The sequence below is a fragment of the Variovorax sp. GW821-FHT09B05 genome, from assembly GCF_059418265.1.
In genome coordinates this window covers 585,906-610,691 of record NZ_JBWKPN010000002.1, presented here as the reverse complement: position 1 = coordinate 610,691, position 24,786 = coordinate 585,906, and the positions used below count along the sequence as shown (strand labels likewise).

23 protein-coding genes are annotated in these 24,786 nt (G+C 68.9%); 18 read left to right on the top strand and 5 right to left on the bottom strand.

What is annotated here, in order from left to right:
- Positions 1-17: 17 nt before the first annotated feature.
- Positions 18-398: a hypothetical protein gene (locus AC07RM_RS07800; RefSeq protein WP_495334090.1), complete on the top strand. Its 381-nt coding sequence runs from the start codon at positions 18-20 to the stop codon at positions 396-398.
- A 138-nt stretch (positions 399-536) separates the two neighbouring features.
- Positions 537-926 carry a response regulator gene (locus AC07RM_RS07795; protein WP_093341739.1) on the top strand — a complete coding sequence of 130 codons (390 nt, stop codon included), beginning with the start codon at positions 537-539 and terminating at the stop codon, positions 924-926.
- 100 nt (positions 927-1,026) lie between these two features.
- Here AC07RM_RS07795 and AC07RM_RS07790 read toward each other — a convergent pair whose 3' ends face one another.
- The 4 genes from AC07RM_RS07790 to AC07RM_RS07775 all read right to left on the bottom strand — a co-directional run bounded on the left by AC07RM_RS07790 (position 1,027) and on the right by AC07RM_RS07775 (position 4,791).
- Positions 1,027-2,235 carry a branched-chain amino acid ABC transporter substrate-binding protein gene (locus AC07RM_RS07790; RefSeq protein ID WP_093341737.1) on the bottom strand — a complete coding sequence of 403 codons (1,209 nt, stop codon included), beginning with the start codon at positions 2,233-2,235 and terminating at the stop codon, positions 1,027-1,029.
- Between the two features lie 149 nt (positions 2,236-2,384).
- The gene (locus AC07RM_RS07785) at positions 2,385-2,804 is read right to left on the bottom strand and encodes a hypothetical protein (protein ID WP_495321523.1); all 420 of its coding nucleotides are present in this window, start codon (positions 2,802-2,804) and stop codon (positions 2,385-2,387) included.
- Entirely contained in the window at positions 2,804-3,247 is a 444-nt protein-coding gene (locus AC07RM_RS07780) for a DNA polymerase III subunit chi (RefSeq protein ID WP_093341733.1), read from the bottom strand. Before AC07RM_RS07780 ends, AC07RM_RS07785 begins: the two co-directional genes overlap by 1 nt.
- Positions 3,244-4,791: a leucyl aminopeptidase gene (locus tag AC07RM_RS07775; protein ID WP_495334089.1), complete on the bottom strand. Its 1,548-nt coding sequence runs from the start codon at positions 4,789-4,791 to the stop codon at positions 3,244-3,246. Before AC07RM_RS07775 ends, AC07RM_RS07780 begins: the two co-directional genes overlap by 4 nt.
- 21 nt (positions 4,792-4,812) lie before the next feature.
- On the opposite strand from AC07RM_RS07775, the gene lptF reads away from it, so the two are divergent.
- The 8 genes from lptF (at position 4,813) to AC07RM_RS07735 (ending at position 10,824) form a co-directional block, all read left to right on the top strand.
- Positions 4,813-5,955 (top strand): LPS export ABC transporter permease LptF, encoded by a 1,143-nt coding sequence (gene lptF, locus AC07RM_RS07770; RefSeq protein WP_495334088.1) that lies wholly within the window; start codon positions 4,813-4,815, stop codon positions 5,953-5,955.
- Positions 5,952-7,061: an LPS export ABC transporter permease LptG gene (gene lptG, locus AC07RM_RS07765; RefSeq protein WP_093341727.1), complete on the top strand. Its 1,110-nt coding sequence runs from the start codon at positions 5,952-5,954 to the stop codon at positions 7,059-7,061. The genes lptF and lptG overlap by 4 nt, the downstream gene beginning before the upstream one ends.
- The gene (locus AC07RM_RS07760; protein ID WP_093341725.1) at positions 7,061-7,435 is read left to right on the top strand and encodes a sirohydrochlorin chelatase; all 375 of its coding nucleotides are present in this window, start codon (positions 7,061-7,063) and stop codon (positions 7,433-7,435) included. The genes lptG and AC07RM_RS07760 overlap by 1 nt, the downstream gene beginning before the upstream one ends.
- Positions 7,436-7,498: 63 nt before the next feature.
- A complete protein-coding gene (locus AC07RM_RS07755; RefSeq protein ID WP_093341723.1) occupies positions 7,499-8,440 on the top strand; it encodes a CysB family HTH-type transcriptional regulator in 942 nt (313 codons plus the stop codon).
- Between the two features lie 53 nt (positions 8,441-8,493).
- Positions 8,494-9,663: a pyridoxal phosphate-dependent aminotransferase gene (locus tag AC07RM_RS07750; protein WP_495334087.1), complete on the top strand. Its 1,170-nt coding sequence runs from the start codon at positions 8,494-8,496 to the stop codon at positions 9,661-9,663.
- 37 nt (positions 9,664-9,700) lie between these two features.
- On the top strand, positions 9,701-10,087 hold the full coding sequence (locus tag AC07RM_RS07745; RefSeq protein WP_208507897.1) for a rard protein: 387 nt from the start codon (positions 9,701-9,703) through the stop codon (positions 10,085-10,087).
- A gap of 15 nt (positions 10,088-10,102) precedes the next feature.
- Positions 10,103-10,570: a DUF3592 domain-containing protein gene (locus tag AC07RM_RS07740; protein WP_495334086.1), complete on the top strand. Its 468-nt coding sequence runs from the start codon at positions 10,103-10,105 to the stop codon at positions 10,568-10,570.
- Positions 10,571-10,665: 95 nt separating this feature from the next.
- Positions 10,666-10,824 (top strand): DUF3309 family protein, encoded by a 159-nt coding sequence (locus AC07RM_RS07735; RefSeq protein ID WP_082321553.1) that lies wholly within the window; start codon positions 10,666-10,668, stop codon positions 10,822-10,824.
- A gap of 106 nt (positions 10,825-10,930) precedes the next feature.
- On the opposite strand, the gene hrpA is transcribed toward AC07RM_RS07735, so the two are convergent.
- On the bottom strand, positions 10,931-14,716 hold the full coding sequence (gene hrpA, locus AC07RM_RS07730) for an ATP-dependent RNA helicase HrpA (RefSeq protein WP_281077098.1): 3,786 nt from the start codon (positions 14,714-14,716) through the stop codon (positions 10,931-10,933).
- Positions 14,717-15,202: 486 nt separating this feature from the next.
- Between hrpA and AC07RM_RS07725 the strand changes: the two genes are divergently transcribed.
- The 8 genes from AC07RM_RS07725 (at position 15,203) to prmB (ending at position 24,748) form a co-directional block, all read left to right on the top strand.
- Positions 15,203-17,218, top strand: coding sequence for an AAA family ATPase (locus AC07RM_RS07725; protein WP_495334085.1), 2,016 nt, complete (start codon positions 15,203-15,205; stop codon positions 17,216-17,218).
- A gap of 43 nt (positions 17,219-17,261) precedes the next feature.
- The gene (argA, locus tag AC07RM_RS07720) at positions 17,262-18,608 is read left to right on the top strand and encodes an amino-acid N-acetyltransferase (protein WP_093341712.1); all 1,347 of its coding nucleotides are present in this window, start codon (positions 17,262-17,264) and stop codon (positions 18,606-18,608) included.
- A 31-nt stretch (positions 18,609-18,639) separates the two neighbouring features.
- Complete coding sequence (locus tag AC07RM_RS07715) at positions 18,640-19,275, top strand: LysE family translocator (RefSeq protein WP_296787808.1); 636 nt, start codon at positions 18,640-18,642, stop codon at positions 19,273-19,275.
- 53 nt (positions 19,276-19,328) lie between these two features.
- The gene (dapC, locus tag AC07RM_RS07710) at positions 19,329-20,555 is read left to right on the top strand and encodes a succinyldiaminopimelate transaminase (RefSeq protein WP_495334084.1); all 1,227 of its coding nucleotides are present in this window, start codon (positions 19,329-19,331) and stop codon (positions 20,553-20,555) included.
- A 50-nt stretch (positions 20,556-20,605) separates the two neighbouring features.
- On the top strand, positions 20,606-21,439 hold the full coding sequence (gene dapD / locus AC07RM_RS07705) for a 2,3,4,5-tetrahydropyridine-2,6-dicarboxylate N-succinyltransferase (protein ID WP_495334083.1): 834 nt from the start codon (positions 20,606-20,608) through the stop codon (positions 21,437-21,439).
- A 92-nt stretch (positions 21,440-21,531) separates the two neighbouring features.
- On the top strand, positions 21,532-22,680 hold the full coding sequence (locus AC07RM_RS07700; protein ID WP_093341704.1) for a PilT/PilU family type 4a pilus ATPase: 1,149 nt from the start codon (positions 21,532-21,534) through the stop codon (positions 22,678-22,680).
- Positions 22,681-22,694: 14 nt separating this feature from the next.
- Positions 22,695-23,873, top strand: a complete 1,179-nt coding sequence (dapE, locus tag AC07RM_RS07695; RefSeq protein ID WP_495334082.1) for a succinyl-diaminopimelate desuccinylase — start codon at positions 22,695-22,697, stop codon at positions 23,871-23,873.
- Positions 23,870-24,748, top strand: a complete 879-nt coding sequence (gene prmB / locus AC07RM_RS07690; RefSeq protein ID WP_495334081.1) for a 50S ribosomal protein L3 N(5)-glutamine methyltransferase — start codon at positions 23,870-23,872, stop codon at positions 24,746-24,748. The genes dapE and prmB overlap by 4 nt, the downstream gene beginning before the upstream one ends.
- The last annotated feature ends 38 nt before the right edge of the window (positions 24,749-24,786 follow it).

Sequence of the window (24,786 nt, the reverse complement as noted above, 5' to 3'; positions counted from 1 at the left end):
TCCCCAGGAGGCGCCGCATGGCAGGACATCCCAGCACCAAGCCGCACGGCAGCACGTCGCTCGACCGCACGCTCGAAAAAACCGAGCGCGTCGCCGCCGACGTGCAGAAGGCCTCCGACAACCTCGCGGTGGTCAACACGGTGCTCGAGCAGGAGCTGCCCGAGGAGGTGCAGGTGGGCGAGGTGGCACTGGCCATCGCGCACACGAGCCAACTCGAGGAAAAGCTCGCGCAATCGGCCGAGCAGCTCGCCGAGGTCAACGCGGCGCTCAGCGAGGAGATCGAGAAGCGCATCGAGGCCACGGCCCAGCGCGACGAAAGCGCGGCCCGTGTGAAGAAGCTCGAGGCCCGGCAGGCCACCGCGACCGAGCCCGGCACGGGCAAGCGCGCGAACGACTGACGCGACCCGCGCGCCGGCGGCGGAGCGCGGCGGACATCGTATGAAATAGGGACACGCCGCGTTTCTCCGTCTCCTTTCTCCTACGCAGCAAGCGCGCGCGGCACGCTACGCTATTGGTTCTCACACCCTATCCGTGGCATGGCCCTCATCACGTTCCTCGTCGAGGACAACAAGACCATCAGGGACAACCTGGTTCCGGCACTCGAGGACCTGGTGAATGCCCAAGTCGTTGGCTTTGCCGAAACCGAATCCGAAGCGCTGGCGTGGCTGCGCGCCCATCCGGCCGAGTGGCAGTTGCTGATCGTCGACCTGTTCCTCAAGGAAGGCTCGGGCCTGGGCGTGCTCGCGGGCTGCAAGGAACGCCTTCCCGGCCAGCGCGCGGTGGTGCTGAGCAACTACGTGACGGCCGACATCCGCGCGCGCTGCGAGACGCTCGGCGCGGACGCGGTGTTCGACAAGTCGCGCGACCTCGACGCCTTCATCGAGTACTGCAACACCGACCGCCCCTCGGGACTCGCGCCGCTCTGAGCAGCAGGCGCCCTCCTCTTCCTTCTCCCCCGCCGTTTCGAGCGCCCATGAAAAAAGGGCCCGAAGGCCCTTTCTCGTTGGGAACGCGGATCGAAGCCGATCAGCGCACCACGGCGATCTGCGTACGCTGGCCACCCTTGTAGGTGTAGAGCGTCAGGGCGCCGCCCTTGATGTCGCCCTTTTCGTCGAAGGCGATCGGGCCGGTCACGCCCTTGTACTGGATCTTGCCCACTTCGGGCAGGTACTTCTCGGGATCGGCCGAACCGGCCTTGACCATCGCTTCGGCCAGCACGTTGACCGCGTCGTAGACGTACGGTGCGTAGATCTGGACGTCGACGCCGTTCTTGGTCTTGAACTTGGCCTTGAAGTCTTCCAGCGGCTGCTTGAAGTCGCCGTCCACGCCGCCGGCTTCGGCGCACACCACCATGTCTTCGCCGATGGCATCGCCAGCGAGCTTCGGCAGTTCGCCGGTGCACAGGCCGTCGCCGCCCATGAACTTGACGTTCAGGCCGAGCTGCTTGACCTGCTTGAGCATCGGGCCGCCGACGGCGTCCATGCCGCCGAAGAACAGCACGTCGGGCTTGGCGGCCTTGAGCTTGGTCAGGATGGCGTTGAAGTCGGTCGACTTGTCGGTGGTGAATTCGTGGCCCACGATGGTGGCGCCGGCGGCCTTGGCCGACTTCTCGAATTCTTCGGCGACGCCCTGGCCGTAGGCCGTGCGGTCGTCGATCACGGCGATGTTCTTGCCCTTGAGCGTTTCGACCGCGTACTTGCCCAGCGTGCCGCCGAGTTGCGTGTCGTCAGCCACCACGCGGAAGGTGGTCTTGAAGCCCTGGCGGGTGTACTTGGGGTTCGTTGCCGAAGGCGAGATCTGGGGGATGCCGGCGTCGCTGTAGAGCTTCGAGGCGGGGATGGTGGTGCCAGAGTTCAGGTGACCGACCACGCCGTTGACCTTGCTGTCGACCAGCTTCTGGGCCACGGCCGTGCCTTGCTTCGGATCGCCTGCGTCGTCTTCGGCGACCAGTTCGAACTTGGCGACCTTGTCGCCGATCTTGAGGCCCTTGGCATTCAGTTCCTCGATCGCCATCTTGGCGCCGAACTCGTTGTCCTTGCCGAGGTGGGCAATCGGACCGCTGGTCGGAGCCACGTGGCCGATCTTCACGACCAGTGCATCGGCGGGAGGTGCAGCGGGTGCCGGGGCGGCCGCGGTGGGCGCCGGGGCAGCAGCGGGTGCCGCAGCTTCTTCTTTCTTGCCGCAAGCCACCAGCGTGAGTGCAGCCAGAGCGACCGCAGTCCATTTCAATTGCATGAGAACCTCCAGAACATGGATGATGAGATTGAGAAACCGGTCGTGTGATCCGGGCGCTCCTGACCTCGCAAGTTCCGCGCCGCAGACCCGGGCCACCCTAACCCTCCAGCTTTGGCCCACCCGACCTGGCGCGCAGTTTAGCTGAAGCTTCACCCCTCGAAAGTTGGCGTAGACCCTGGGTTTTCCGAGAGTTCGGCGGCCATCGCCTCGATCACCAGCGCACGCAAAACGGCTTCGATTTCGCCGCGCAAACGCGGCACCATCGCATCGAGTTGCTGCTGCACGGCGGCGGCCACGGTGTCGCTCAAACGCTCCTCGAGTGAGAAGTCCACGCGCTGCAGAACACGGTGCAGCAACTGCTCCTCGAGCCGCACGATGTCGGCCTCGGAACGCTGCACCGCGGGCGGCAGTGCGACGGCCTGGGACGGGTCGGGCATGGCCGGCGCGGCGGCATCCGGCCCGGCGTTGTCCGCCAACGGCGAATGCGCCGCGACCGGCTCGGCGGGCAGGTCGAGCACGGTCGTGAGCGTGGGAACGAAACGCGGCGGCGTGCGGGTCGGGGTGGCCATCAGGATGCGCTCCTCGCGAAGTCGTGCGGCTGGATCGTGTAGCCGCGGTCGGCGTAGTGGCGCCAGCGCGCGCGGCCGATCTGGCGGTCGTCGGGCTCGTTGCTCACGATGTCGATCAGGCGCTCGTAGCGCTCGAAGCCCGCGGGCACCTGCGCACCGAGATTGACCAGCAGTTCGCGGTGCGGCAGCGCGGCCGACTCGGCGCCCTCGTCGGCCAGGATCACCGGCGAGCGCGACAGCACGTGGGCCGGCGCATCGCCGCGGCAATGGGCGACGAACTCGGTCGGAGCCAGTTGCCAGAGGCCGGCGTCGATCGCGTCGAGCCATTGCGCCTCGCCGACCACCACCACCCGCATGCCGCGCGTGGCGACGGCCTTGCGCACGAGCCGGCAGGCGTAGCTGAGCTTGTCCGGCGCGTTGTAGTGAAAGCCGATGTCCGTCACTGCACCGAACGCGCCTTGCGGGCCGCCGCCTTGCTCTCGGACTTGCCCTCCGTCTTCCGCTCGGCCTTGGCTTTCGCCTTGCCCTCGCCGGCGCCGGTCGCACCGTCCTGCGCGCGGCGCGTGAGGTACGAGACCAGCAGGCCGACCGGTCGGCCGGTCGAGCCCTTGGCTGCGCCGCTCTTCCATGCGGTGCCCGCGATGTCCAGGTGCGCCCAGGCGAAGTCGGCCGTGAAGCGCTGCAGGAACTTGGCCGCCGTGATGGCACCGCCCGCGCGGCCCGCCACGTTGGCCACATCGGCGAAGTTGGTCTTCAGGCCCTCGGCGTACTCGTCGTCGAGCGGCAGGCGCCAGCAGCGGTCCTGCGAGCTTTCGCCAGCGGCCTCGAGCGCCGCGGCCAGCGCGTCGTCGCTCGAGAACAGGCCGCTGCGCACGCCGCCCAGAGCCACCACGCAGGCGCCCGTGAGCGTCGCGATGTCGATCACGGCGGCGGGGTCGAAGCGCTTGGCGTAGGTCAGCGCATCGCAGAGGATCAGCCGGCCTTCGGCATCGGTGTTGAGGATCTCGATGGTCTGGCCGCTCATGCTGGTGACCACGTCGCCGGGCTTGATGGCGCGGCCGTCGTTCATGTTCTCGCACGAGGGGATCAGGCCGATCACGTTGATCGCGGGCTTGATGCCGGCCAGCGCGCGGAAGGTGCCGAGCACGCTCGCTGCGCCGCACATGTCGAACTTCATCTCGTCCATTTCGGCCGCCGGCTTGAGCGAGACGCCGCCGGTGTCGAAAGTGATGCCCTTGCCGACCAGCACCACGGGCGCCTGGTCCTTGGGACCGCCCTGGTAGCGCAGCACGATGAAGCGCAGCGGCTCGGCCGAGCCCTGGGCCACGGCCGCGAAGGCGCCCATGCCGAGCTTGTCGACCTCCTTGGGGCCGAGCACCTCGCACTTGACGCCGGGCAGCTTGCCCAGGCCCTTGGCGGCCTCGGCCAGCATCGTCGGCGTGGCATGGTTGGCGGGGCGGTTGCCCCACTCCTTGGCGAACTCGATCCCCTCGACGGTGGCACGCGCCTGCTCGAAGGCCGCGCCGACCGTGGCCGCATCGGCCACGCCCACGGTCACCTGGCGGATGCTGCGCGGCTCGGCCTTGGACTTGGTGGCGGTGTAGACATAGCTGGCGTCGGCGGCCGCGATGACGGCGCTCGCCACGGCCGCCGGTTCGGCGTCCTGGGCGAAGGCCAGCACCACGCGCTTGGGCGACTGGGCCTTGGCGGCGTTGACCGCGGCGATCACGCCGCTGCGCACCGAGGCCGGCTTGCCGTCGCCGATGGCCGCCAGCACCACGCGGGCGGCAGCCACGTCCTCGGGCCGGTACAGGGACAGCAGCTTGCCGGCCTTGTCGGGCAGGTCGCCGGCCTTGCGGGCGGCGGCGATCTGGACGGAGAGGGGGTCCTTGGACGCGAGCGGCGCACTGCCCACGAGCACGATCAGGACGTCGGATTTTTCGGCCGCTGCGCGGGCGACTGTGAGGGTCTTGAGTTGAAAGTCCATAATCCTTTTTTTCCTCGAACGATGTTATTCCATTCTTCCCTACGCAAGGAGCTGTCGCGCAGCTTCGGAGCGACCCTCGTGGTCCTGGTCACCATCGTGATGACCATGATGCTCATCCGCACGCTCGGACTGGCCTCCAAGGGCAGCGTGAACCCGTCCGAAGTGTTCCTCGTCATGGCCTACACGGTGCTCGGCTACATGCCGACCATCCTGAGCCTGAGCCTGTTCATCGCCATCGTCGGCACCCTGTCGCGCATGTACCGCGACAGCGAGATGGTGATCTGGTTCTCCAGCGGCCGCGGGCTGTCCGACTTCGTCGAGCCGCTGTTCCGCTTCGCCTGGCCGGTGCTGCTGCTGATCGCCGCCATGGCGCTGATCGGCTGGCCCTGGGCCAACTCGCAGACCATGGGGATGCGCCAGCAGTACGAGCAGCGCGGCGACCTCGAGCGCGTGTCGCCCGGCGAATTCCGTGAATCGGCCGGCCGGCTGCGGGTGTTCTTCATCGACAAGGACTCCGCCGACAGCGCCACCGCCACCAACGTCTTCATCTGGTCGGTCGAGCGCAACCTGCAGATCACGACCTCGGCGCGCAGCGGCCGCATCGAGACGCTCGGCAACTCGCGCTACCTGATGCTGAGCAACGGCCAGCGCCTGGAGCGCCCGCTGCTGCCCAATGGCGCCCTGAAGATCAGCGAGTTCGAGACCTACGGCACGCGCGCCGGCGGCAGCGCCGCCGGCACCAGCGACGCCACGCCGCCACGCGCGCGCACCACGCTGTCGCTGCTCGGCGACTTCAACGCAACCGCGGCGCGCGGCGAACTCGCCTGGCGCGTGGGCATGCTGCTGGCGGCCATCAACTTCGTGCTGCTGGCCCTGGCCGTCTCCAGCGTCAATCCGCGCGTGGGCCGCAGCGGCAACCTGCTGTTCGCGCTGTTCGCCTTCGTCATCTATTACAACCTGCTGAACCTGGGCCAGAGCTGGATCAGCTCGGGCCGCTACGGCATGGGCGGCTTCATGCTGCTGCTGCACGGCGGCGTGGCGCTGTTCGCCATCTCGTGGCTCACGCTGCGCAACAACAACTGGGCGCGCCGCAAGAGCCGTGGCGGCCGGGCCTCCGGCCCCACGCCGCCGTCCTCCACCGCCCGGCTGGAGCCCACGCCATGAGAACCATCCGCCGCCTGATCTACATCGAGGCGCTGAAGGCCGTGGCCTTCGTGACCCTCGGCTTCCTGAGCCTGTTCTTCTTCTTCGACTTCGTCGACGAGCTGCAGGCCGTGGGCCGCCCCGAGAGCCTGGCCTACGGGCCGGCGCAGGCGCTGCTCTACGTGACCTTGCTGTTGCCGAGCCATCTCTACGAACTGCTGCCGATCACCGTGCTGATCGGCTGCATCTTCGTGATGGCGCGGCTCGCGCAAAGCTCCGAATACACCATCCTGCGCACCAGCGGCCTCGGCCCCTGGCGCGCGCTGCGCACGCTGCTGGTGCTCGGCCTGGGCTTCGTGGTGCTGACCTTCGCGGTGGGCGACTACCTCGCGCCGGCAGCCGAGCGCGCCGCCCAGCTCGTGAAGTCGCGCTACCAGGGCACCTTCACCTTCGTGGGCAACACCGGCGCCTGGCTCAAGGAGCGGCAGGACAAGGCGTCCTACGCCGTCAACGTGCTGTCGATCTCGCGCAACGGCGGGCTCAAGACCGCGCGCATCTTCGAGTTCGACGACAAAGGCTACCTGCGCAAGCAGATGACCGCCGCCACGGCGCGCATCGAGCGCGGCTACTGGGTGCTGTCGGAGATCGAGCAGCAGGACTACGACACCCGCGCCGCCGAAGGCAAGGCGCATGTCGCCACCACCCGGATGGCCGAGCTCAACTGGCCGACCTCGCTGACGGCCGAGATGGTCTCGGTGGCGCTGCTGCGGCCCGACCGCATGAGCACCATCGACCTGTTCGACTACATCCGCCACCTCGACGCCAACGGCCAGACCGCGCAGCGCTACGAGATCGAGTTCTGGCGCAAGGTGTTCTATCCGCTGTCCTGCCTGGTGATGGTGGTGCTCGCCCTGCCCTTCGCCTACCTGCACTTCCGCCAGGCCGGCATCACCACCTACGTGTTCGGCGGCGTGATGATCGGCATCAGCTTCTTCCTGCTGAACAACGTGTTCGGCTACCTCGGCAACCTGAGCAACTGGTCGCCCTGGATCACGGCGGCGGCGCCCGGGCTCATCTATTCGGTGATGTCGCTGGCGGCCTTCAGCTGGCTGGTGCTCAGACGCTGATGGCCACGCCGACGGTGCAGGGCATCGTGCTGCTGGCGCACGGCTCGCGCGACCCGCGCTGGCGCGAGCCGATCGAGGCCGTGGCTGCGCGAACGCGCGCGCTGTCCCCCGAGGCCCGGGTGCGCTGCGCCTACCTCGAGCTGGCCGAGCCCGACCTGCGCACCGCGGCGGCCGCGCTGGTCGACGAAGGCGCCAGCGCGATCCGCGTGGTGCCGCTGTTCCTCGGCATGGGCAAGCACGCACGCGAGGACATCCCGCGCCAGCTCGACGCGCTGCGCGCTGAATGGCCCGCGCTGGCCTTCACGCTCGCGCCCACCGTGGGGGAATCGCCGCAGGTGATCGACCTGCTGGCCCGAATTGCGGTGGAAATCTGAACATTAGGCAATTTCCATAGATTCCGAAGGCATAATAAATTCCGCAATAAGACGGAATTTGATATGAATCTGCACCAGTTCAAGTTTGTTCAGGAAGCCGTGCGGCGCAACCTGAACCTGACCGAGGCCGCCAAGGCGCTGCACACCTCCCAGCCCGGGGTGTCGAAGGCGATCATTGAGCTCGAGGAAGAACTCGGCGTGGAAATCTTCGCGCGCCACGGCAAGCGCCTCAAGCGCGTGACCGAGCCGGGCCAGCACGTGATCGCGAGCATCGAGCTGATCATGCGCGAGGTCGGCAACCTCAAGCGCATCGGCGAGCAGTTCAGCGCACAGGACAGCGGCACGCTGTCGATCGCCACCACCCACACGCAGGCGCGCTACGTGCTGCCCGTGCCGGTGGCCAAGCTGCGCGAGGCCTATCCCAAGGTCAACGTGAGCCTGCACCAAGGCTCGCCCGACCAGGTGGCACGCATGGTGATCGACGAGGTGGCCGAGATCGGCATCGCGACCGAATCGCTCGCCGACTACACCGAGCTCGTGACCCTGCCCTGCTACGAGTGGCAGCACGTGCTGGTGCTGCCCAAGGAACATCCACTGGCCACCAAGGAGCGCATCTCGCTCGAGGACCTGGCTTCCGAGCCGATCATCACCTACCACCCCTCGTTCACCGGCCGCACGCGCATCGACCATGCCTTCGCGCAGAAGAAGCTCGCGCCGCGCATCGCGCTCGAAGCCATCGACTCCGACGTGATCAAGACCTACGTGCGCCTCGGGCTCGGCGTGGGCATCGTGGCCGAGATGGCGGTGCGCGACGAATCGAACGCCGACCTCGTGGTGCGCCCGATGGGCCAGGTGTTCGGCCAGAACATCGCGCGCGTGGCCTTCAAGCGCAGCGCCTACCTGCGCAACTTCGTGTTCAAGTTCGCCGAGCTGCTGTCCGACCGGCTCGACCGCAACCTGATCGCCAAGGCCCTGAGCGGCCACCAGCAGGACTACGAACTCTGAGCGCCCGCCGAGGTTCACGCGCTCGTCCCGACTTTCCTCCCACGCATCCCACCATGAGCACCGCCCTTTCCCCCCGCACGCCCGAGATCGCGACCAAGCTGCCTGCCGTCGGCACCACCATCTTCACCGTGATGTCCGCGCTCGCGGCCGAGAAGAACGCGGTCAACCTGGGCCAGGGCTTCCCCGATTTCCACTGCGATCCGCAGCTGCTCGAGGACGTGACGGCCGCCATGGCCGCGGGCCACAACCAGTACCCGCCGATGCCCGGCATCCCCGCGCTGCGCGATGCGATCGCGGCCAAGATCGAGGCGCTCTACGGCCACCGCTACAGCGCCGCGGCCGAGATCACGGTGACCGCGGGCGCCACGCAGGCGATCATCACGGCCATCCTCGCCGTGGTGCGCGCGGGCGACGAGGTGATCGTGCTTGAGCCCTGCTACGACAGCTACGTGCCCAACATCGAGCTCGCGGGCGGCAGCGTGGTGCGCGTGCCGCTGGTGCCGGGCAGCTTCCGCCCCGATTTCGACCGCATCGCGGCCGCGCTGAGCCCGCGCACGCGCGCGATCATCGTCAACACGCCGCACAACCCGAGCGCCACCGTGTGGACCGAGGCCGAGATGCGCCGGCTCGAGGAGCTGCTCGCGCCCACCGAGGTGTTCGTGATCGCCGACGAGGTCTACGAGCACATGGTCTACGACGGCGCGCGCCACGAGAGCGTGGCGCGCTTCCCGGGCCTGGCGGCGCGCAGCTTCATCGTCAGCAGCTTCGGCAAGACCTACCACGTCACCGGCTGGAAGGTCGGCTTCGTGGCCGCGCCCGCGCCGCTGATGGCCGAGTTCCGCAAGGTGCACCAGTTCAACGTGTTCACCGTCAACACGCCGATGCAGCATGCGCTGGCGCGCTACATGGCCAACCCCGCGCCCTACCTCGAGCTGCCGGCCTTCTACCAGCGCAAGCGCGACCTGTTCGCCGCCGGCCTCGCCAAGACCCGCTTCAAGCTGCTGCGCAGCGAAGGCAGCTACTTCCAGTGCGTCGACATCTCGGCGGTCAGCGATCTCTCCGAAGCCGACTTCTGCCTCTGGCTCACGCGCGAGATCGGCGTGGCGGCGATCCCGCTGTCGGCCTTCTACGGCGACGGCTTCGACCAGCGCGTGGTGCGCTTCTGCTTCGCCAAGAAGGACGAGACGCTGGTCGCCGCGCTCGACCGGCTCGCCAAGCTCTGAGCCCATCGACCGGCGCCGGGCCACGGGACCGCACGCGATGAAGGCGCCACGGCTCATCCTCGGCGCGCTGGCGCTGTCCTTCTTCGCCGCCGGCGTGGCCGATGCCTTCGTGCCGCTGCTGCCGGGCCGGCAGTACTCGGCCGTCGACATGCTGCACATGCCGCTGATCACCGCGCTGTGCTACGCCTGGTGCCGCGCCGACCTGCTCGCGCGCGGCCAGGTGCCGCGCGGGCGCATCGCGCTGTTCGCGGGCGTGTTCCCGTTGCTGGGCGTGCCGGTGTTCTTCCTGCGCACGCGGCCCTGGCGGCAGGCGCTGCTCGGCCTGCTGCGCACCGTGGGCTTCCTCGCCTTCTGCCTGCTGCTCGCGAGCCTCGGCGGCCTGCTCGGCGACTTCGCCGCGGGCGCATCGCACCGCGGCGGCTGAAGGAGGCACGAGGCCATGGCGAATCCCCAGCTTCGCACCCTGCAGAAGGTCTTCGGCGGCGTCGGCGCGACCCTGTTCGTGGTGGCGCTGCTCGTGGCGGCCCACACCGTCTACTTCCTCCGGTCCGCGGTGCACGCGCAGGGCGAGGTGATCGACCTGCTGCACGTGGAGTCGGACGACGACGGCGACGGCACCTGGAAGCCGCGCGTGCGCTTTCGCACGGCCGCGGGCGAGACGATCGATTTCGAATCCTCGACCAGCAGCAACCCGCCCTCCTACGAAGTCGGCGAGGCGGTGCGGGTGCTGCATGCGCCCGGCAATCCGCGCAACGCGCGCATCGACAGCTTCTTCTCGCTCTGGGGCATGTCGATCGTTTTCGGTGCCATCGGCACGGCCTTCCTGGTGGTCGTGCTGGTGCTCGCCATCGCCGCGGCGGCTACACCGGCGCAGCCCACCCGGCGCGGGCGCCGACGCCCACGGTAGGACAGTCCTGACCGGCGAAGGCGCGGCTCTCTTGCGCTGCGCGCACCCCGGGGTCACGAGCATCGAGGCTCGATAACAACGTCCCTGGAGAAAACATGTCGCTCTCGTTCATTCTGCTGATCGTCCTGATCCTTCTGCTGATCGGCGCGCTGCCGAGCTGGGGACACAGCCGTACCTGGGGCTATGGTCCCAGCGGCGGTCTTGGCCTCGTGCTCGTGATCGTGATCATCCTGGTGCTGATGGGCAGGATATGACGCGCGGGCGAGGCGGCGCGCTGCCTCGCCCTTCATGACGAGGCGAAGGCCTCTTCGGACGAAGCCCGCGACAGCGGGCTTTTTCTTTGGAACGTCGAACGGACCGTCAGGCCTGCAACTGCGCCCAGGCCTTGTCGAGCCGCTTCACGCTCACCGGCTGCGGCGTGCGCAGCTCCTGCGCGAAGAAGCTCACGCGCAGCTCCTCGAGCAGCCAGCGGAACTCGAGCATGCGGTCGTCCACCACGCCCTTGCGCTCGGCCACCAGCCGCCAGTAGCGCTGCTCCTGCGGGCGCAGCTCGGCCAGCTTGGCGGTGTCGCGCGCCGGGTCGCCGCGCAGCTTGTCGAGCCGCAGCACGATGGCCTTGAGGTAGCGCGCGAAATGCTGCAGCTGCGTCCACGGCGCATCGGCGATGAAGCGCTTGCCGACCAGCTTCTGCAGCTGCTGCGCGGCGTCCTGCACCGACTCGGGCTGGATCTTCGTGTCCTTGATCTTGCGCGCGGCCGCGGCGTATTCGGCCAGGATCGTCGCGGCCAGCCGTGCCACCTCGTTGGCGATCAGGGTCAGCCGGCCGCGCCCCTCGTCAAGCCGCCGCTTGAAGGCGAACTCGTCCGCCGGCAGCGGCTCCTGCAGGAAGGCACGGTCGATCGCGACTTCGACGATCTGCGCGCGCAGCTCGTCGGCGGTGCCCAGCGGCATGTAGGCCACGGCCATCTTCTGCAGGTCGGGGATGTTCTTCTCGAGGTACTTGAGCGCGTCCTTCAGCTGCAGCGCGAACAGCCGGCGCAGGCCGGCGCGGTGCTTCGCGGCCGCGACCGCGGGCTCGTCGAAGACCTCGATCGTGACGGCATCGCCCTCGTCGCGCAGCGCCGGGAAGCCCACCAGCGACTGGGCACCGCGGCGCACCTCCATCAGCTCGGGCAGTTCGCCGAAGCTCCAGGCGGTGTAGCGCTGGCCGGCCGGCAGCGCCGGCGTGGCGGGCGCGGCCGGCGCGGCCTCCTGGGCCCGGCGCGCGTCGGCGGGCGCCGCGGTCTTGGCGGGTTCGGCCGAGGCCTTCACGTTGAGTCCGGCCAGCGCCTGGAACGCACCGCGTGCCTTCGCGCCGAGCTCGGCCTTGAGCGCGCCGAGGTTGCGCCCCATGCCGAGCTGGCGACCGTGCTCGTCGACCACGCGCAGGTTCATGAACAGGTGCGGCGCGAGCATGTCGAGCTTGAAGTCGGCGCGCTTCACGTCGATGCTGGTCATGTCGCGCACGCGCTTGAGCAGCACGTCGGTCAGCGAGCCCGTGCCGAACAGCTCGGGCTCCGACAGCGCCTCGGCCAGCTTCGCCGCCGACTCGGGCAGCGGCACCAGCCGCGAGCGCGGACGCTGCGGCAGGCTCTTGAGCAGCGCCTGGATCTTGTCCTTGAGCATGCCCGTCACCAGCCATTCGCAGCGTTCCTCGCTGACCTGGTTGAGCACGAACAGCGGCACGCTGACCGTGAGGCCGTCCTTGGCATCGCCGGGCTCGTGCAGATAGGTCGCGGCGCAATCCACGCCGCCGAGCCGCAAGGTGGGCGGGAACGACTGGGTGGTGATGCCGGCCGCCTGGTGGCGCATCAGTTCGTCGCGCGAGAGGAACAGCAGCCGCGGCTGCTCCTTCGAGGCCTGCCGGTACCAGTTCTCGAAGGTCGTGCCGCTGGCCACGTCGGCCGGCAGCTGCGCGTCGTAGAAGGCGAAGATCAGCTCGTCGTCGACCAGCACGTCCTGCCGGCGCGACTTGTGCTCGAGGCCCTCGACCTCGCGCACCAGCTTGCGGTTGGCCGCGAGGAACGGAAAGCGGCTGTCCCACTGCCCGCCGACCAGCGCCTCGCGGATGAAGATCTCGCGCGCGGCGACCGGGTCGACGCGCGTGAAGTCGACGCGCCGGCCGCTGTAGACCACCAGGCCGTAGAGCGTGGCGCGCTCGAGCGCGGCGACCTGCGCGCTCTTCTTCTCCCAGTGCGGATCGAGCAGCTGTTTCTTCAGCAGATGCCCGCCCACTTCCTCGAGCCACTGCGGCTCGATGTTGGCGATGCCGCGGCCGAACAGCCGCGTGGTCTCGACCAGTTCGGCCGCCACGATCCAGCGGCCCGGCTTCTTCTTCAGGTGCGCACCGGGATGCTTGTAGAACTTGATGCCGCGCGCGCCGAGGTAGGCCTCGTCGTCCTCGAGCTTCCAGCCGACGTTGCCGAGCAGGCCCGCCAGCATCGACAGGTGCAGCGGCTCGTAGCCCGCGGGCTCGGCGTTGATGCGCCACTTGTGCTCGGTGACCACCGTGAGCAGCTGCGAATGGATGTCGCGCCATTCGCGCACGCGGCGCACGTTGACGAAGTTCTGGCGCAGCAGCTGCTCGTACTGGCGGTTGCTGAGCTTGTGGCTGTCGCCATGGCCGCCGCGCGCGTCGGCGATCCACTTCCACAGCCGCAGGTAGCCGCTGAACTCGCTCTTCTCGTCATCGAACTTCGAATGCGCCTGGTCGGCCTGCTGCTGCGCTTCCATCGGGCGGTCGCGCACGTCCTGCACGCTGAGCGCCGAGGCGATCACCAGCACCTCCTCGAGCGCGCCGCGCGAACGGGCCTCGAGGATCATGCGGCCCACGCGCGGGTCGAGCGGCAGCTTCGCGAGCTCGGCGCCGGTGGCGGTCAGCTCGTTGGCATCGTCGACCGCGCCGAGTTCGTTGAGCAGCTGGTAGCCGTCGGCGATGGCGCGCGGCGACGGCGCCTCGAGGAAGGGAAAGCGCGACACGTCGCCCAGCCGCAGCGACTTCATGCGCAGGATCACGCCCGCGAGCGACGAGCGCAGGATCTCGGGATCGGTGAAGCGCGGCCGGCCCTCGAAGTCCTTCTCGTCGTAGAGGCGGATGCAGATGCCGTTGGCCACGCGGCCGCAGCGGCCCGCGCGCTGGTTGGCGGCGGCCTGGCTGATCGGCTCGACCAGCAGCTGCTCGACCTTGCTGCGGAAGCTGTAGCGCTTCACGCGCGCCGTGCCCGCGTCGATCACGTAGCGGATGCCCGGCACGGTGAGCGAGGTCTCGGCCACGTTGGTGGCCAGCACGATGCGCCGGCCGGTGTGGCCGTCGAAGATGCGGTCCTGCTCGGCCTGCGAGAGCCGCGCGAACAGCGGCAGCACCTCGGCATTGCGGTACAGCGGCTGGTGCGTGAGGTGCCGGCGCAGATGGTCGGCGGCCTCGCGGATCTCGCGCTCGCCGGGCAGGAACACCAGGATGTCGCCCGCATGGTGCGGATCGCGCCAGAGCTCGTCGACGCCGTCGGCGATGGCGTCGTTGAGGTCGTGGTCGCGCGATTCCTCGAAGGGCCGGTAGCGCTGCTCCACGGGGAAGGTGCGGCCCGACACGAACACCGTGGGCGCCGGTCCCTTGGCCGAGGCGAAGTGCTGCGCGAAGCGGTCGGCGTCGATGGTCGCCGAGGTCACGATCACCTTGAGGTCGGGCCGGCGCGGCAGGATCTCGCGCAGGTAGCCGAGCAGGAAGTCGATGTTCAGCGAGCGCTCGTGGGCCTCGTCGATGATGATGGTGTCGTAGGCCTTGAGCAGCGGATCGGTCTGCGTCTCGGCCAGCAGGATGCCGTCGGTCATCAGCTTGACCGAGGCATCGCGCGACAGGCGGTCCTGGAAGCGCACCTTGAAGCCGACCACGTCGCCCAGCGGTGTCTTGAGTTCTTCCGCGATGCGCTTGGCCACCGAGCTCGCGGCGATGCGGCGCGGCTGCGTGTGGCCGATGAGGCGGCCCTTGCCGGGCTCGGCATTGAGCTTGCCGCGGCCCAGCGCCAGCGCGATCTTCGGCAGCTGCGTGGTCTTGCCCGAGCCGGTCTCGCCGCAGACGATCACCACCTGGTGCGCCTGGATGGCAGCCATGATCTCGTCGCGCCGGGCCGAGACCGGCAGCGATTCGGGAAAGTCGATGCGAAGGGAGGAAGTCGTCGTGGTCGTCAAGGGAGGGGGTCGCAAGCGCAGGCGCCCGTTCTCTTCGGGCAAACCGTCGATTATCGGCGCGCACCGTGGATGTTGCAGCACATCCACACCGCGGCGTAAATATTCTTTACGCCACGAGCCCGCGCCGCTACGATCGCGGCCATGACCACCATCCTTGTCCCCCCCTCGCTGCGTTTGCGCGCAGGCCACGTGAGTGCACGTGGCGGGGTCAAGTCGACCCGCCCGGCCTGACGAAGCCCGCGCGCGCCGCGTTCTCCTTCACGGAACGCCGCCCGCGCGCTTCGGCAGCAGTCCGAAGCGCGCCGCCCTGATCCCGACCAGCGCATCGCATGCAGCCCCTCCCCGTTCGCGGGGAAGCGGCCGCGTTCCCGTCTCCCGAAAAATCATCCGAAGAAGAAAAACACCGCCATGTCCAACGACATCCATTCCGACCTGCATGCGACGCTCGCCGAGCGCTCGCGCCACCTGCAGGCCGTGGCCCATTCGCTGAAGACCGAGCTCTTCGGCATCGACGACATCATCGATCGCGTGATCGATTCCCTGCGCGCCTGGTACGTGCTGCCGCAGCTCATCGGCCGCCCGGTCGTGATCTGCCTCTGGGGCCTCACGGGCACCGGCAAGACGCAGCTGGTGCGCCGCCTGGCCCAGCACCTGGGCTTCTACGACCGCTTCATCGAAGTGCAGATGGACGGCTTCAGCCACGGCTCGGGCCACCGCAGCGCCGGCTCGATCTCGGCCATGCTGGCCGAGTCGGGCATTGCCGAGGGCGAGCGCGGCATCCTGGTGCTCGACGAGTTCCAGCGCTTTCGCACCGTCGACAAGCACGGCAAGGAAGCCAAGGTCGAGCGCTACCAGGACGTCTGGGCGCTGCTGTCCGACGGCCGCCTGCCGCCCTCGCTGTCGGTGCTCGGCGAGATCGAGTCCTCGCTGGCCTGGGCCGAGTACGACCAGGACCGCAAGAGCGCGGACGAAGACGACGACGAAGACGACGAGAAGGACGGCAAGCCGCGCCGCAAGCGCCGGCTGCAGCTCTCGCCGTGGGAAGCGCAGGAGTTCAAGCGCTGCCTCAAGCTGCGCGAATCGCTGCTCGACATCATGACCTGGAAGCCGGCCGAGATTCAGGAGCGGCTGCGCGCCTTCCGCGCCTCGCAGGAGAGCTGGGAGACCGACTACTCGAAGCTGCTGGTCTTCGTCTCGGGCAACCTCGACGAGATGTACGCCGAGACCGCGAAACGGGTCGAGGACTGCGACACCGACGCCGACATCTTCCACGCGCTGACGAAGAAGCTCTCGCTGATCGACGTCAAGAAGGCGCTGGCCGAGCGCTTCAAGCCCGAGCAGATCGCGCGGCTGGGCAACAACCACGTGATCTATCCCTCGTTCGACCGCGCGACCTACGTGCGCCTGATCCTCTCGATCTGCGACCGCTACGTGAGCGAGATCCAGGAGAGCTCGGGCGTGCGCTTCGTGCTCGACGCCAGCGTCTACGAGCAGATCTACGCCAACGCGGTGTTCCCCGCGCAGGGCACGCGGCCGCTGTTCTCGTCGATCCACGCGATCCTCAGTGCAACGCTGGTCAACGCGGCGCTCTGGGCGCTCGAACAGGGCGCCAACGGCGCCGAGCCGGTGTGGCTGATGCTGGACGCGGGCGACGGATCGCAGGGTGCGCAGGGCCAGGCGAAGATGGTGGCGCGCTTTCGCCTCGCGCGGCGCGAGTTCCCGGTGGTGCTCGAGCTCAACCGGCTCAAGCAGCGCGCCAACGCCGACTTCCGCGCGCTGCTGGCGGTGCACGAGGCCGGCCACGGGCTGGTCTATGCGCTGCTGTTCGGCCGCGCGCCGCAGGAGATCCGCATCAACGTGGCCTCGTTCGAGGGCGGCTACAACAGCTACGTGAAGCGCAAGGCCTGGTCGAAGCAGAACACGCTCGACAGCATCTGCGTGAGCCTGGCCGGCCGCGCGGCCGAGCGGCTGGTGTTCGGCGATGCCGGCGCCACCACCGGCGCCGAGCAGGACCTGGCGCAGGCCACCGAGACCGCGGCGCGCCACGTGCGGCACCACGCCTTCGGCAGCCGCTGGAGCCGCACCGACGTGACGACCGACGCCAACGACAACCTCAACACCGACGTGGCCGCCACCAACCGGGAGATCGAGCAGATCCTGGCGCGCGAGCACATCCGCGCGCTCGAGCTGATCGAGTCGCACGCGACGGCCTTCCTGGCCGTGGTCGATGCGCTGATGGCGCAGGGCTCGATCGCGCCGGCCGAACTCGCGGCGCTGCTCGGCCTGCCGCTCGCCACGGCGGGCCCGCCGGCCGCGCCGGAGGCCGAACCGCTGGACGCCTACGCCACGCAGCTCGCGTCGTTCAAGGCCCGCGGCACGCCGCCGGCCGGGGGTGCCGCGCGGCTGCTGCGCGCCCTGGCCTGATGCGCTGCACCAAAACGCGCCCAAGAATGCACAATCACGCCCCATGTCGACCGTCTTCAATTTCACCTTCGTGCCCTGGTTCCGCTCCGTCGCGCCCTACATCCACACGCACCGTGGCAAGACCTTCGTGGTCGGGCTCGCGGGCGAGGCGATCGCGGCCGGCAAGCTCCAGAGCATCGCGCAGGACCTGGCCCTGATCCAGAGCATGGGCGTGAAGATCGTGCTGGTGCACGGCTTCCGCCCGCAGGTCAACGAGCAGCTCGCCGCCAAGGGCCACGAGGCCAAGTACTCGCACGGCATCCGCATCACCGACGCGGTGGCGCTCGATTCGGCCCAGGAAGCCGCGGGCCAGCTGCGCTACGAGATCGAGGCCGCGTTCAGCCAGGGCCTGCCGAACACGCCGATGGCGGGCTCGACGGTGCGCGTGATCTCGGGCAACTTCATCACCGCGCGCCCCGTGGGCGTGGTCGACGGCGTGGACTTCAAGCATTCGGGGCTGGTGCGCAAGGTCGACTCGGCCGGCATCCGCCGCACGCTCGACTTCGGCGCGATGGTGCTGATGTCGCCGTTCGGTTTCTCGCCCACCGGCGAGGCCTTCAACCTCACGATGGAGGAAGTCGCGACCAGCGTGGCGATCTCGATCCAGGCCGACAAGCTGATCTTCCTGACCGAGACCCCGGGCATCCGCATCCACAGCGAGCTGCCCGAGAGCGAGGACAACCCGATCGACACCGAGCTGCCGCTGGACGCCGCCGAGAAGCTTCTGGCCGCGCTGCCGCCGGCGCAGAAACCGACCGACACCGCCTTCTACCTGCAGCACTGCGTGAAGGCCTGCAAGGCCGGCGTGGAGCGCAACCACATCCTGCCGTTCGCGCTCGACGGCTCGCTGCTGCTCGAGATCTACGTGCACGACGGCGTGGGCACCATGGTGATCGACGAGAAGCTCGAGAGCCTGCGCGAGGCCTCGGTGGACGACATCGGCGGCATCCTGCAGCTGATCGAGCCCTTCGAGCGCGACGGCACGCTGGTCAAGCGCGACCGCACCGAGATCGAGCGCGACATCCACCAGTACACGGTGGTCGAGCACGACGGCGTGATCTTCGGCTGCGCCGCGCTCTATCCCTATCCCGAGGCCAAGACCGCCGAGATGGCCGCGCTCACCGTCTCACCGCAGTCGCAGGCCCAGGGTGATGGCGAACGCATCCTCAAGCACATCGAGCACCGCGCCAAGGCCATGGGCATCGAGAGCCTGTTCGTGCTCACCACCCGCACCATGCACTGGTTCCTCAAGCGCGGCTTCCAGCAGGTCAACCCCGACTGGCTGCCCGAGGCGCGCAAGCGCAAGTACAACTGGGACCGCAAGAGCCAGGTGCTGGTGAAGAAGATCTGAACCCTTCCATCGATTCCGCCCGCAAGAAACCATGACGCTCACCACCGCCCTGCTGTTCTGCATCGTGGCCCTGGCCGCCATCGCCACGCCCGGCCCCACCGTGCTGCTGGCGCTGAGCAACGGTTCGCGCCGCGGCGTGCGCGGCGCGCTGCCGGGCATGTTCGGCGCGATGCTGTCGGACTTCGTGCTGGTGGGCGCGGTAGCGCTGGGCCTGGGCGCGCTGCTCGCGGCCTCGGAATTCTGGTTCTCGATGCTCAAGTGGGTGGGCGCGGCCTACCTCGCCTGGCTCGGCATCCGCATGCTGCGCTCGAAGGGCGGCAGCTTCGAGCGGCCCGCCGAGGGCGCGGCCGCCGCGCCGGGCAGCGGCCGCCAGGTCTTCTTCAAGTCCTTCCTGGTGGCCGTGACCAATCCCAAGGGCTACCTGTTCTGCTCGGCGCTGCTGCCGCAGTTCATCGATCCCGCCTCGCCGCAGGGCATGCAGTACGCGATCATCGCGGTGCTGTTCGCGGGCCTCGACATGGCCGTGATGCTGGTCTACGCCTTCGTCGGCGCCAAGGCGATGCAGCTGCTGACCGCGCGCGCCGCGCGCTGGATCGACCGCACCTGCGGCGCGATGCTGCTGGCGCTGGCCGGCTCGCTGGCCTTCTACCGCCGCGCCACGCCCTGAACGCCGGGCCCGGCCGGGGCGGTTGCGGCCCGTGTCGCCGATAATCGCGCCCCATGAATCCCCTGCTTTCCAGGCTCCAGCCCTATCCCTTCGAACGGCTGAAGCAGCTGTTCGCCGGCGTCACGCCGAACCCCGACCTGAAGCCCATCAGCCTCGGCATCGGCGAACCCAAGCACGCGACGCCCGAATTCATCAAGCAGGCCCTGAGCGCCGGCCTCGGCGCACTCGCCGCCTACCCCGCCACCGCCGGTGAGCCGAAGCTGCGTACCGCCTTCACCGACTGGCTGCAGAAGCGCTACGGCCTCGCACTCGACCCCTCGACCCAGGTGCTGCCGGTCAACGGCTCGCGCGAGGCGCTGTTCTCGCTGGCCCAGACCGTGATCGACCCCAGCGACCGCGACCATCCGCCGGTCGTGATCTCGCCCAACCCGTTCTATCAAATCTACGAGGGCGCGGCCTTCCTCTCGGGCGCCGAGCCCTACTACGCGCCCAGCGTGCCCGCGCGCAACTTCGCGGTCGACTGGGACAGCGTGCCCGAGGCGATCTGGCAACGCACCCAGCTGGTGTTCGTCTGCTCGCCCGGTAACCCCACGGGCGCCGTGATGCCGCTGGACGAATGGCGCAAGCTGTTCGAGCTGTCGGAGCGCCATGGCTTCGTGATCGCCTCCGACGAGTGCTACAGCGAGATCTACTTCCGCGACGAGCCGCCGCTCGGCGGGCTGGAAGCGGCGGCCAAACTCGGCCGCGGCGACTTCAAGAACCTGGTCGCGCTGACCTCGCTGTCCAAGCGCAGCAACGTGCCGGGTCTGCGCAGCGGCTTCGTCGCGGGCGATGCGGACATCCTCAAGAAATTCCTGCTCTACCGCACCTACCACGGCAGCGCCATGAGCGGCATCGTGGCCGCGGCCAGCATCGCCGCCTGGGGCGACGAGGAACACGTGGTACACAACCGCGCGATGTACCGCGCCAAGTTCGCGGCCGTCACGCCGCTGCTCGAGCCGGTGCTCGACGTGCGCCTGCCCGACGCCAGCTTCTACCTCTGGGCCGGCGTGCCCGAAGTGTGGGCCGGCGACGACGAAGGCTTCGCCCGCGCGCTCCACGCTCAATACAATGTCACGATTTTGCCGGGGAGCTATCTGGCACGCGACACGCATGGCCCGCAGGGCGGCGCCCCCGTCAACCCGGGCAAGGGCCGCATCCGCATGGCGCTGGTGGCCGAGACCGCCGAGTGCGTCGAGGCGGCCGAGCGCATCGTGCGCTTCGTGCAGGGCGGCCGCTGATCCTGCCTCTCCCCGCCCCCGATTTTTCGCTTCTTCATCCGAGAGTCCTCATGACCCAGCAACTGCAACAAATCATCGACGCCGCGTGGGAAGACCGCGCCAACATCTCCGCCACCGCCGCTTCGGCCGAGGTGCGCGATGCCGTCGAGCACGTGATCACCGAACTCAACAACGGCAAGCTGCGCGTGGCCACGCGCCAGGGCGTGGGCCAGTGGACGGTGCACCAGTGGATCAAGAAGGCCGTGCTGCTGTCGTTCCGCCTCAAGGACAACGAGCAGATCCAGGCCGGTTCGCTCGGCTTCTACGACAAGGTGCCGACCAAGTTCTCGCACCTGTCGGCCAGCGAGCTCAAGGACTCGGGCGTGCGCATCGTGCCGCCGGCCGTGGCCCGCCGCGGCAGCTTCATCGCCAAGGGCGCGATCCTGATGCCCTCGTACGTGAACATCGGCGCCTACGTGGGCGAAGGCTCGATGGTCGACACCTGGGCCACCGTGGGCTCGTGCGCGCAGGTCGGCGCCAACGTGCACCTGTCAGGCGGCGTGGGCCTGGGCGGCGTGCTCGAACCCCTGCAGGCCAACCCGACCATCATCGAGGACAACTGCTTCATCGGCGCGCGCTCCGAAGTGGTCGAAGGCGTGATCGTGGAAGAGAACTCGGTGCTCGGCATGGGCGTCTACATCGGCCAGAGCACCCCGATCTTCAACCGCGACACCGGCGAGATCTCGTACGGCCGCGTGCCCAGCGGCAGCGTGGTGATCAGCGGCAACCTGCCCAAGAAGACCAAGAGCGGCCAGGACTACAGCACCTACGCCGCGATCATCGTGAAGACGGTCGACGCGCAGACGCGCTCGAAGACCAGCCTCAACGACCTGCTGCGCGACTGATCGAACGGCGGCCGAAGGGGGCCGCCTTTTTCCTGTCCCACCAAGAGTGCCACGACGGCACCGCCGAACGACCGAGGAGAAGGAGAGCGACGATGAACATGATGGAGCGGATTCTTCGGCTGATGGCCGAGCGCAAGGCCTCCGACATCTACCTGTCGGCGCACTCCCCGGTGCAGATCCGCATCAACGGCGTCTGCGTGCCGATCAATGCGCAGGTGCTGCCGCCGGCCGCGCCGCTCGCGCTGCTGGCCGAGGTGGTGCCGCCCGCGCGCATCCAGGAACTCGAGGCCAACGGCGAGCTCAACATGGCGGTGGGCATCGAGGGCGCGGGCAACTTCCGCATCAGCGCGATGCGCCAGCGCGGCACCTACGCGGTGGTGGTGCGGCACATCGCCTCGGTCATTCCGGGCTTCGACGAGCTCAACCTGCCCGACATCCTGAAGACGCTCATCATGGAGAAGCGCGGGCTGATCCTGATGGTGGGCGCCACCGGCGCTGGCAAGACGACCACGCTGGCCTCGATGCTCGACTACCGCAACGAGCACGCCAGCGGCCACATCCTCACGGTCGAGGAACCGATCGAGTTCACCTACACCAACAAGCGCTCGCTGGTGAACCAGCGCGAGGTGGGCAGCGACACGCAGTCGCTGCAGACGGCGCTGAAGAACGCGCTGCGCCAGGCGCCCGACGTGATCCAGATCGGCGAGATCCGCGACCGCGAGACCATGACCGCGGCCATCGCCTATGCGCAGTCGGGCCACCTGTGCGTGGCCACGCTGCATGCCAACAACAGCTACCGCGCGCTCAACCGCGTGCTGAGCTTCTTCCCGGTCGAGGTGCGCCCCACGCTGCTGGGCGACCTGGGCTCGGCGCTGCGCGCCGTCGTCTCGCAGCGGCTGCTGCGCACGCCCCAGGGCGCGCGCGTGCCGGCGCTCGAGGTCATGCTCAACACCGCGCTGGTGGCCGAGCTGATCGAGAAAGGCGACTTCTCGGGCGTCAAGGAAGCGATGGAGAAATCCATGGCCGAAGGCTCGCAGACCTTCGAGGAAGACATCGCGCGCCTCGTGATCGAGGAGCGCATCACCCGCGAGGAAGGGCTGGCGCATGCCGATTCGCCCACCAACCTCATGTGGCGCCTGCAGAACCGCCAGGCGCCCAAGCCCCAGGCCGACGAGCGGCACCTGACCGACCAGCTCGACGAGCCCACCTTCACCGACATCACGCTCGACGTGAAATTCTGAGAACCGCCCCCCCGATGTCCCGCACGCTCCAGCTCGCCGAACAACTGATCTCGCGCCCTTCCGTCACCCCCGACGACGCGGGCTGCCAACAGATCCTGGGCGAGCGGCTCGCGCGGCTGGGCTTCGCGCTCGAGACCATCGAGAGCGGTCCGGCGGACTTCCGGGTCACCAACCTGTGGGCAGTGCGCCGCCCGGCCGACGCCTCGGCCGCCACCAGGACGCTGGTGTTCGCGGGCCACACCGACGTGGTGCCCACCGGCCCCGTCGAGCAGTGGACCAGCCACCCGTTCACGCCCACGCACCGCGACGGCAAGCTCTATGGCCGCGGCGCCTGCGACATGAAGACCTCGGTCGCCGCCTTCGTGGTCTCGATCGAGGAGTTCCTGCAGGCCGTGCCCGATCCGCGCCTGACGCTGGCGCTGCTGCTCACCAGCGACGAGGAAGGCCCGGGCGTTGACGGCACCGTGGTCGTGTGCAATGCGCTGGCCGCGCGCGGCGAGAAACTCGACTACTGCATCGTCGGCGAGCCCACGGCCGTCGAGCGCTGCGGCGACATGATCAAGAACGGCCGCCGCGGCACCATGAGCGGCAAGCTCACGGTCAAGGGCGTGCAGGGCCACATCGCCTACCCGCACCTCGCGAAGAACCCGGTGCATGCGGTGGCGCCCGCGCTGGCCGAGCTGGTCGCGATCAACGCGGCCGGCGGCTGGGACGCCGGCAATGCCTGGTTCCAGCCCACGAGCTGGCAGATCAGCAACTTCCACGCGGGCACCGGCGCGAGCAACGTGATCCCGGGCAGCGCGGTGATCGACTTCAACTTCCGCTTCTCGACCGAGTCCACGCCGCAGGCGCTGCAGCAGCGCGTGCAGGCCGTGCTCGACGCGCATGGCGTCGACTGCACCCTGGCCTGGACCGTCGGCGGCCTGCCCTTCCTGACCACGCCGGGCGAACTGGTCGCGGCCGTGCAGGGTGCGATCCGCGACGAGACCGGCATCGAGACCGAGCTGTCGACCAGCGGCGGCACCAGCGACGCGCGCTTCATCGCCAAGGTCTGCCCGCAGGTGGTCGAGCTCGGCCCGGTGAATGCCAGCATCCACAAGATCGACGAGCACATCGAGGTGGCCGAGATCGAGACGCTGAAGAACATCTACCTGCGCACCCTGAAGCAGCTCGACGCTGCGCTCGCGGCATGAAGACCGTCATCGCGCTGATCGAAGCCGGCGCCGAGCAACTGGAACAGGCCGGCGTGGCCTTCGGCCATGGCACGGCCAACGCCTTCGACGAAGCGGCCTGGCTGGTGCTGTGGCGCCTGAAGCTGCCGCTCGACGAACTCGATGCCGTGGCCGACACGCCGGTGTCGCCGGCCGACGCGGCCAAGGTCGAGGCCCTGATCGCCGAGCGCATCGCGAGCCGCAAGCCCGCCGCCTACCTCACGAAGGAAGCCTGGCTGCAGGGCGTGTCCTTCTATGTCGACGAGCGCGCCATCGTGCCGCGCAGCTTCATCGCCGAGCTGATCGCCGACGGCTCCATCGACTACTGGCTCGGCGAGCACACGCAGCGCGTGCTCGACCTGTGCACCGGCAACGGCAGCCTCGCGGTGCTCGCCGCGCTGACCTATCCCGAGGTGAGGGTGGACGCGGCCGACCTGTCGGTGGCGGCGCTCGAGGTGGCCGCGATCAACGTCACGCGCCACGCGCTCGATGCGCGCGTGACGCTGATCGAGTCCGACGGCCTCGCGGCCACGCCCGGCCCCTACGACCTGGTGCTGTGCAACCCGCCCTACGTCAACAGCCAAAGCATGGCCGCCCTGCCCGCCGAATACCGCGCCGAGCCCGAGCTGGCGCTGGCCGGCGGTGCCGACGGCATGGATTTCGTGCGCCGGCTGTTCGCCGACGCGCCCGCGCGCATGAGCGAGCACGCGGTGCTGGTGCTGGAGATCGGCAACGAGCGCGAGCACTTCGAGGCGGCGTTTCCGCAGCTCGAGGTGGTGTGGCTCGAAACCTCGGCCGGCGACGACCAGGTGCTGCTCGCCACCCGCGCCGCGCTGGCGGCGCTCACGCCGCCATGAGGGCCGGCGCCGGCGTGCGTTAGCTGCGCTCGACCGCA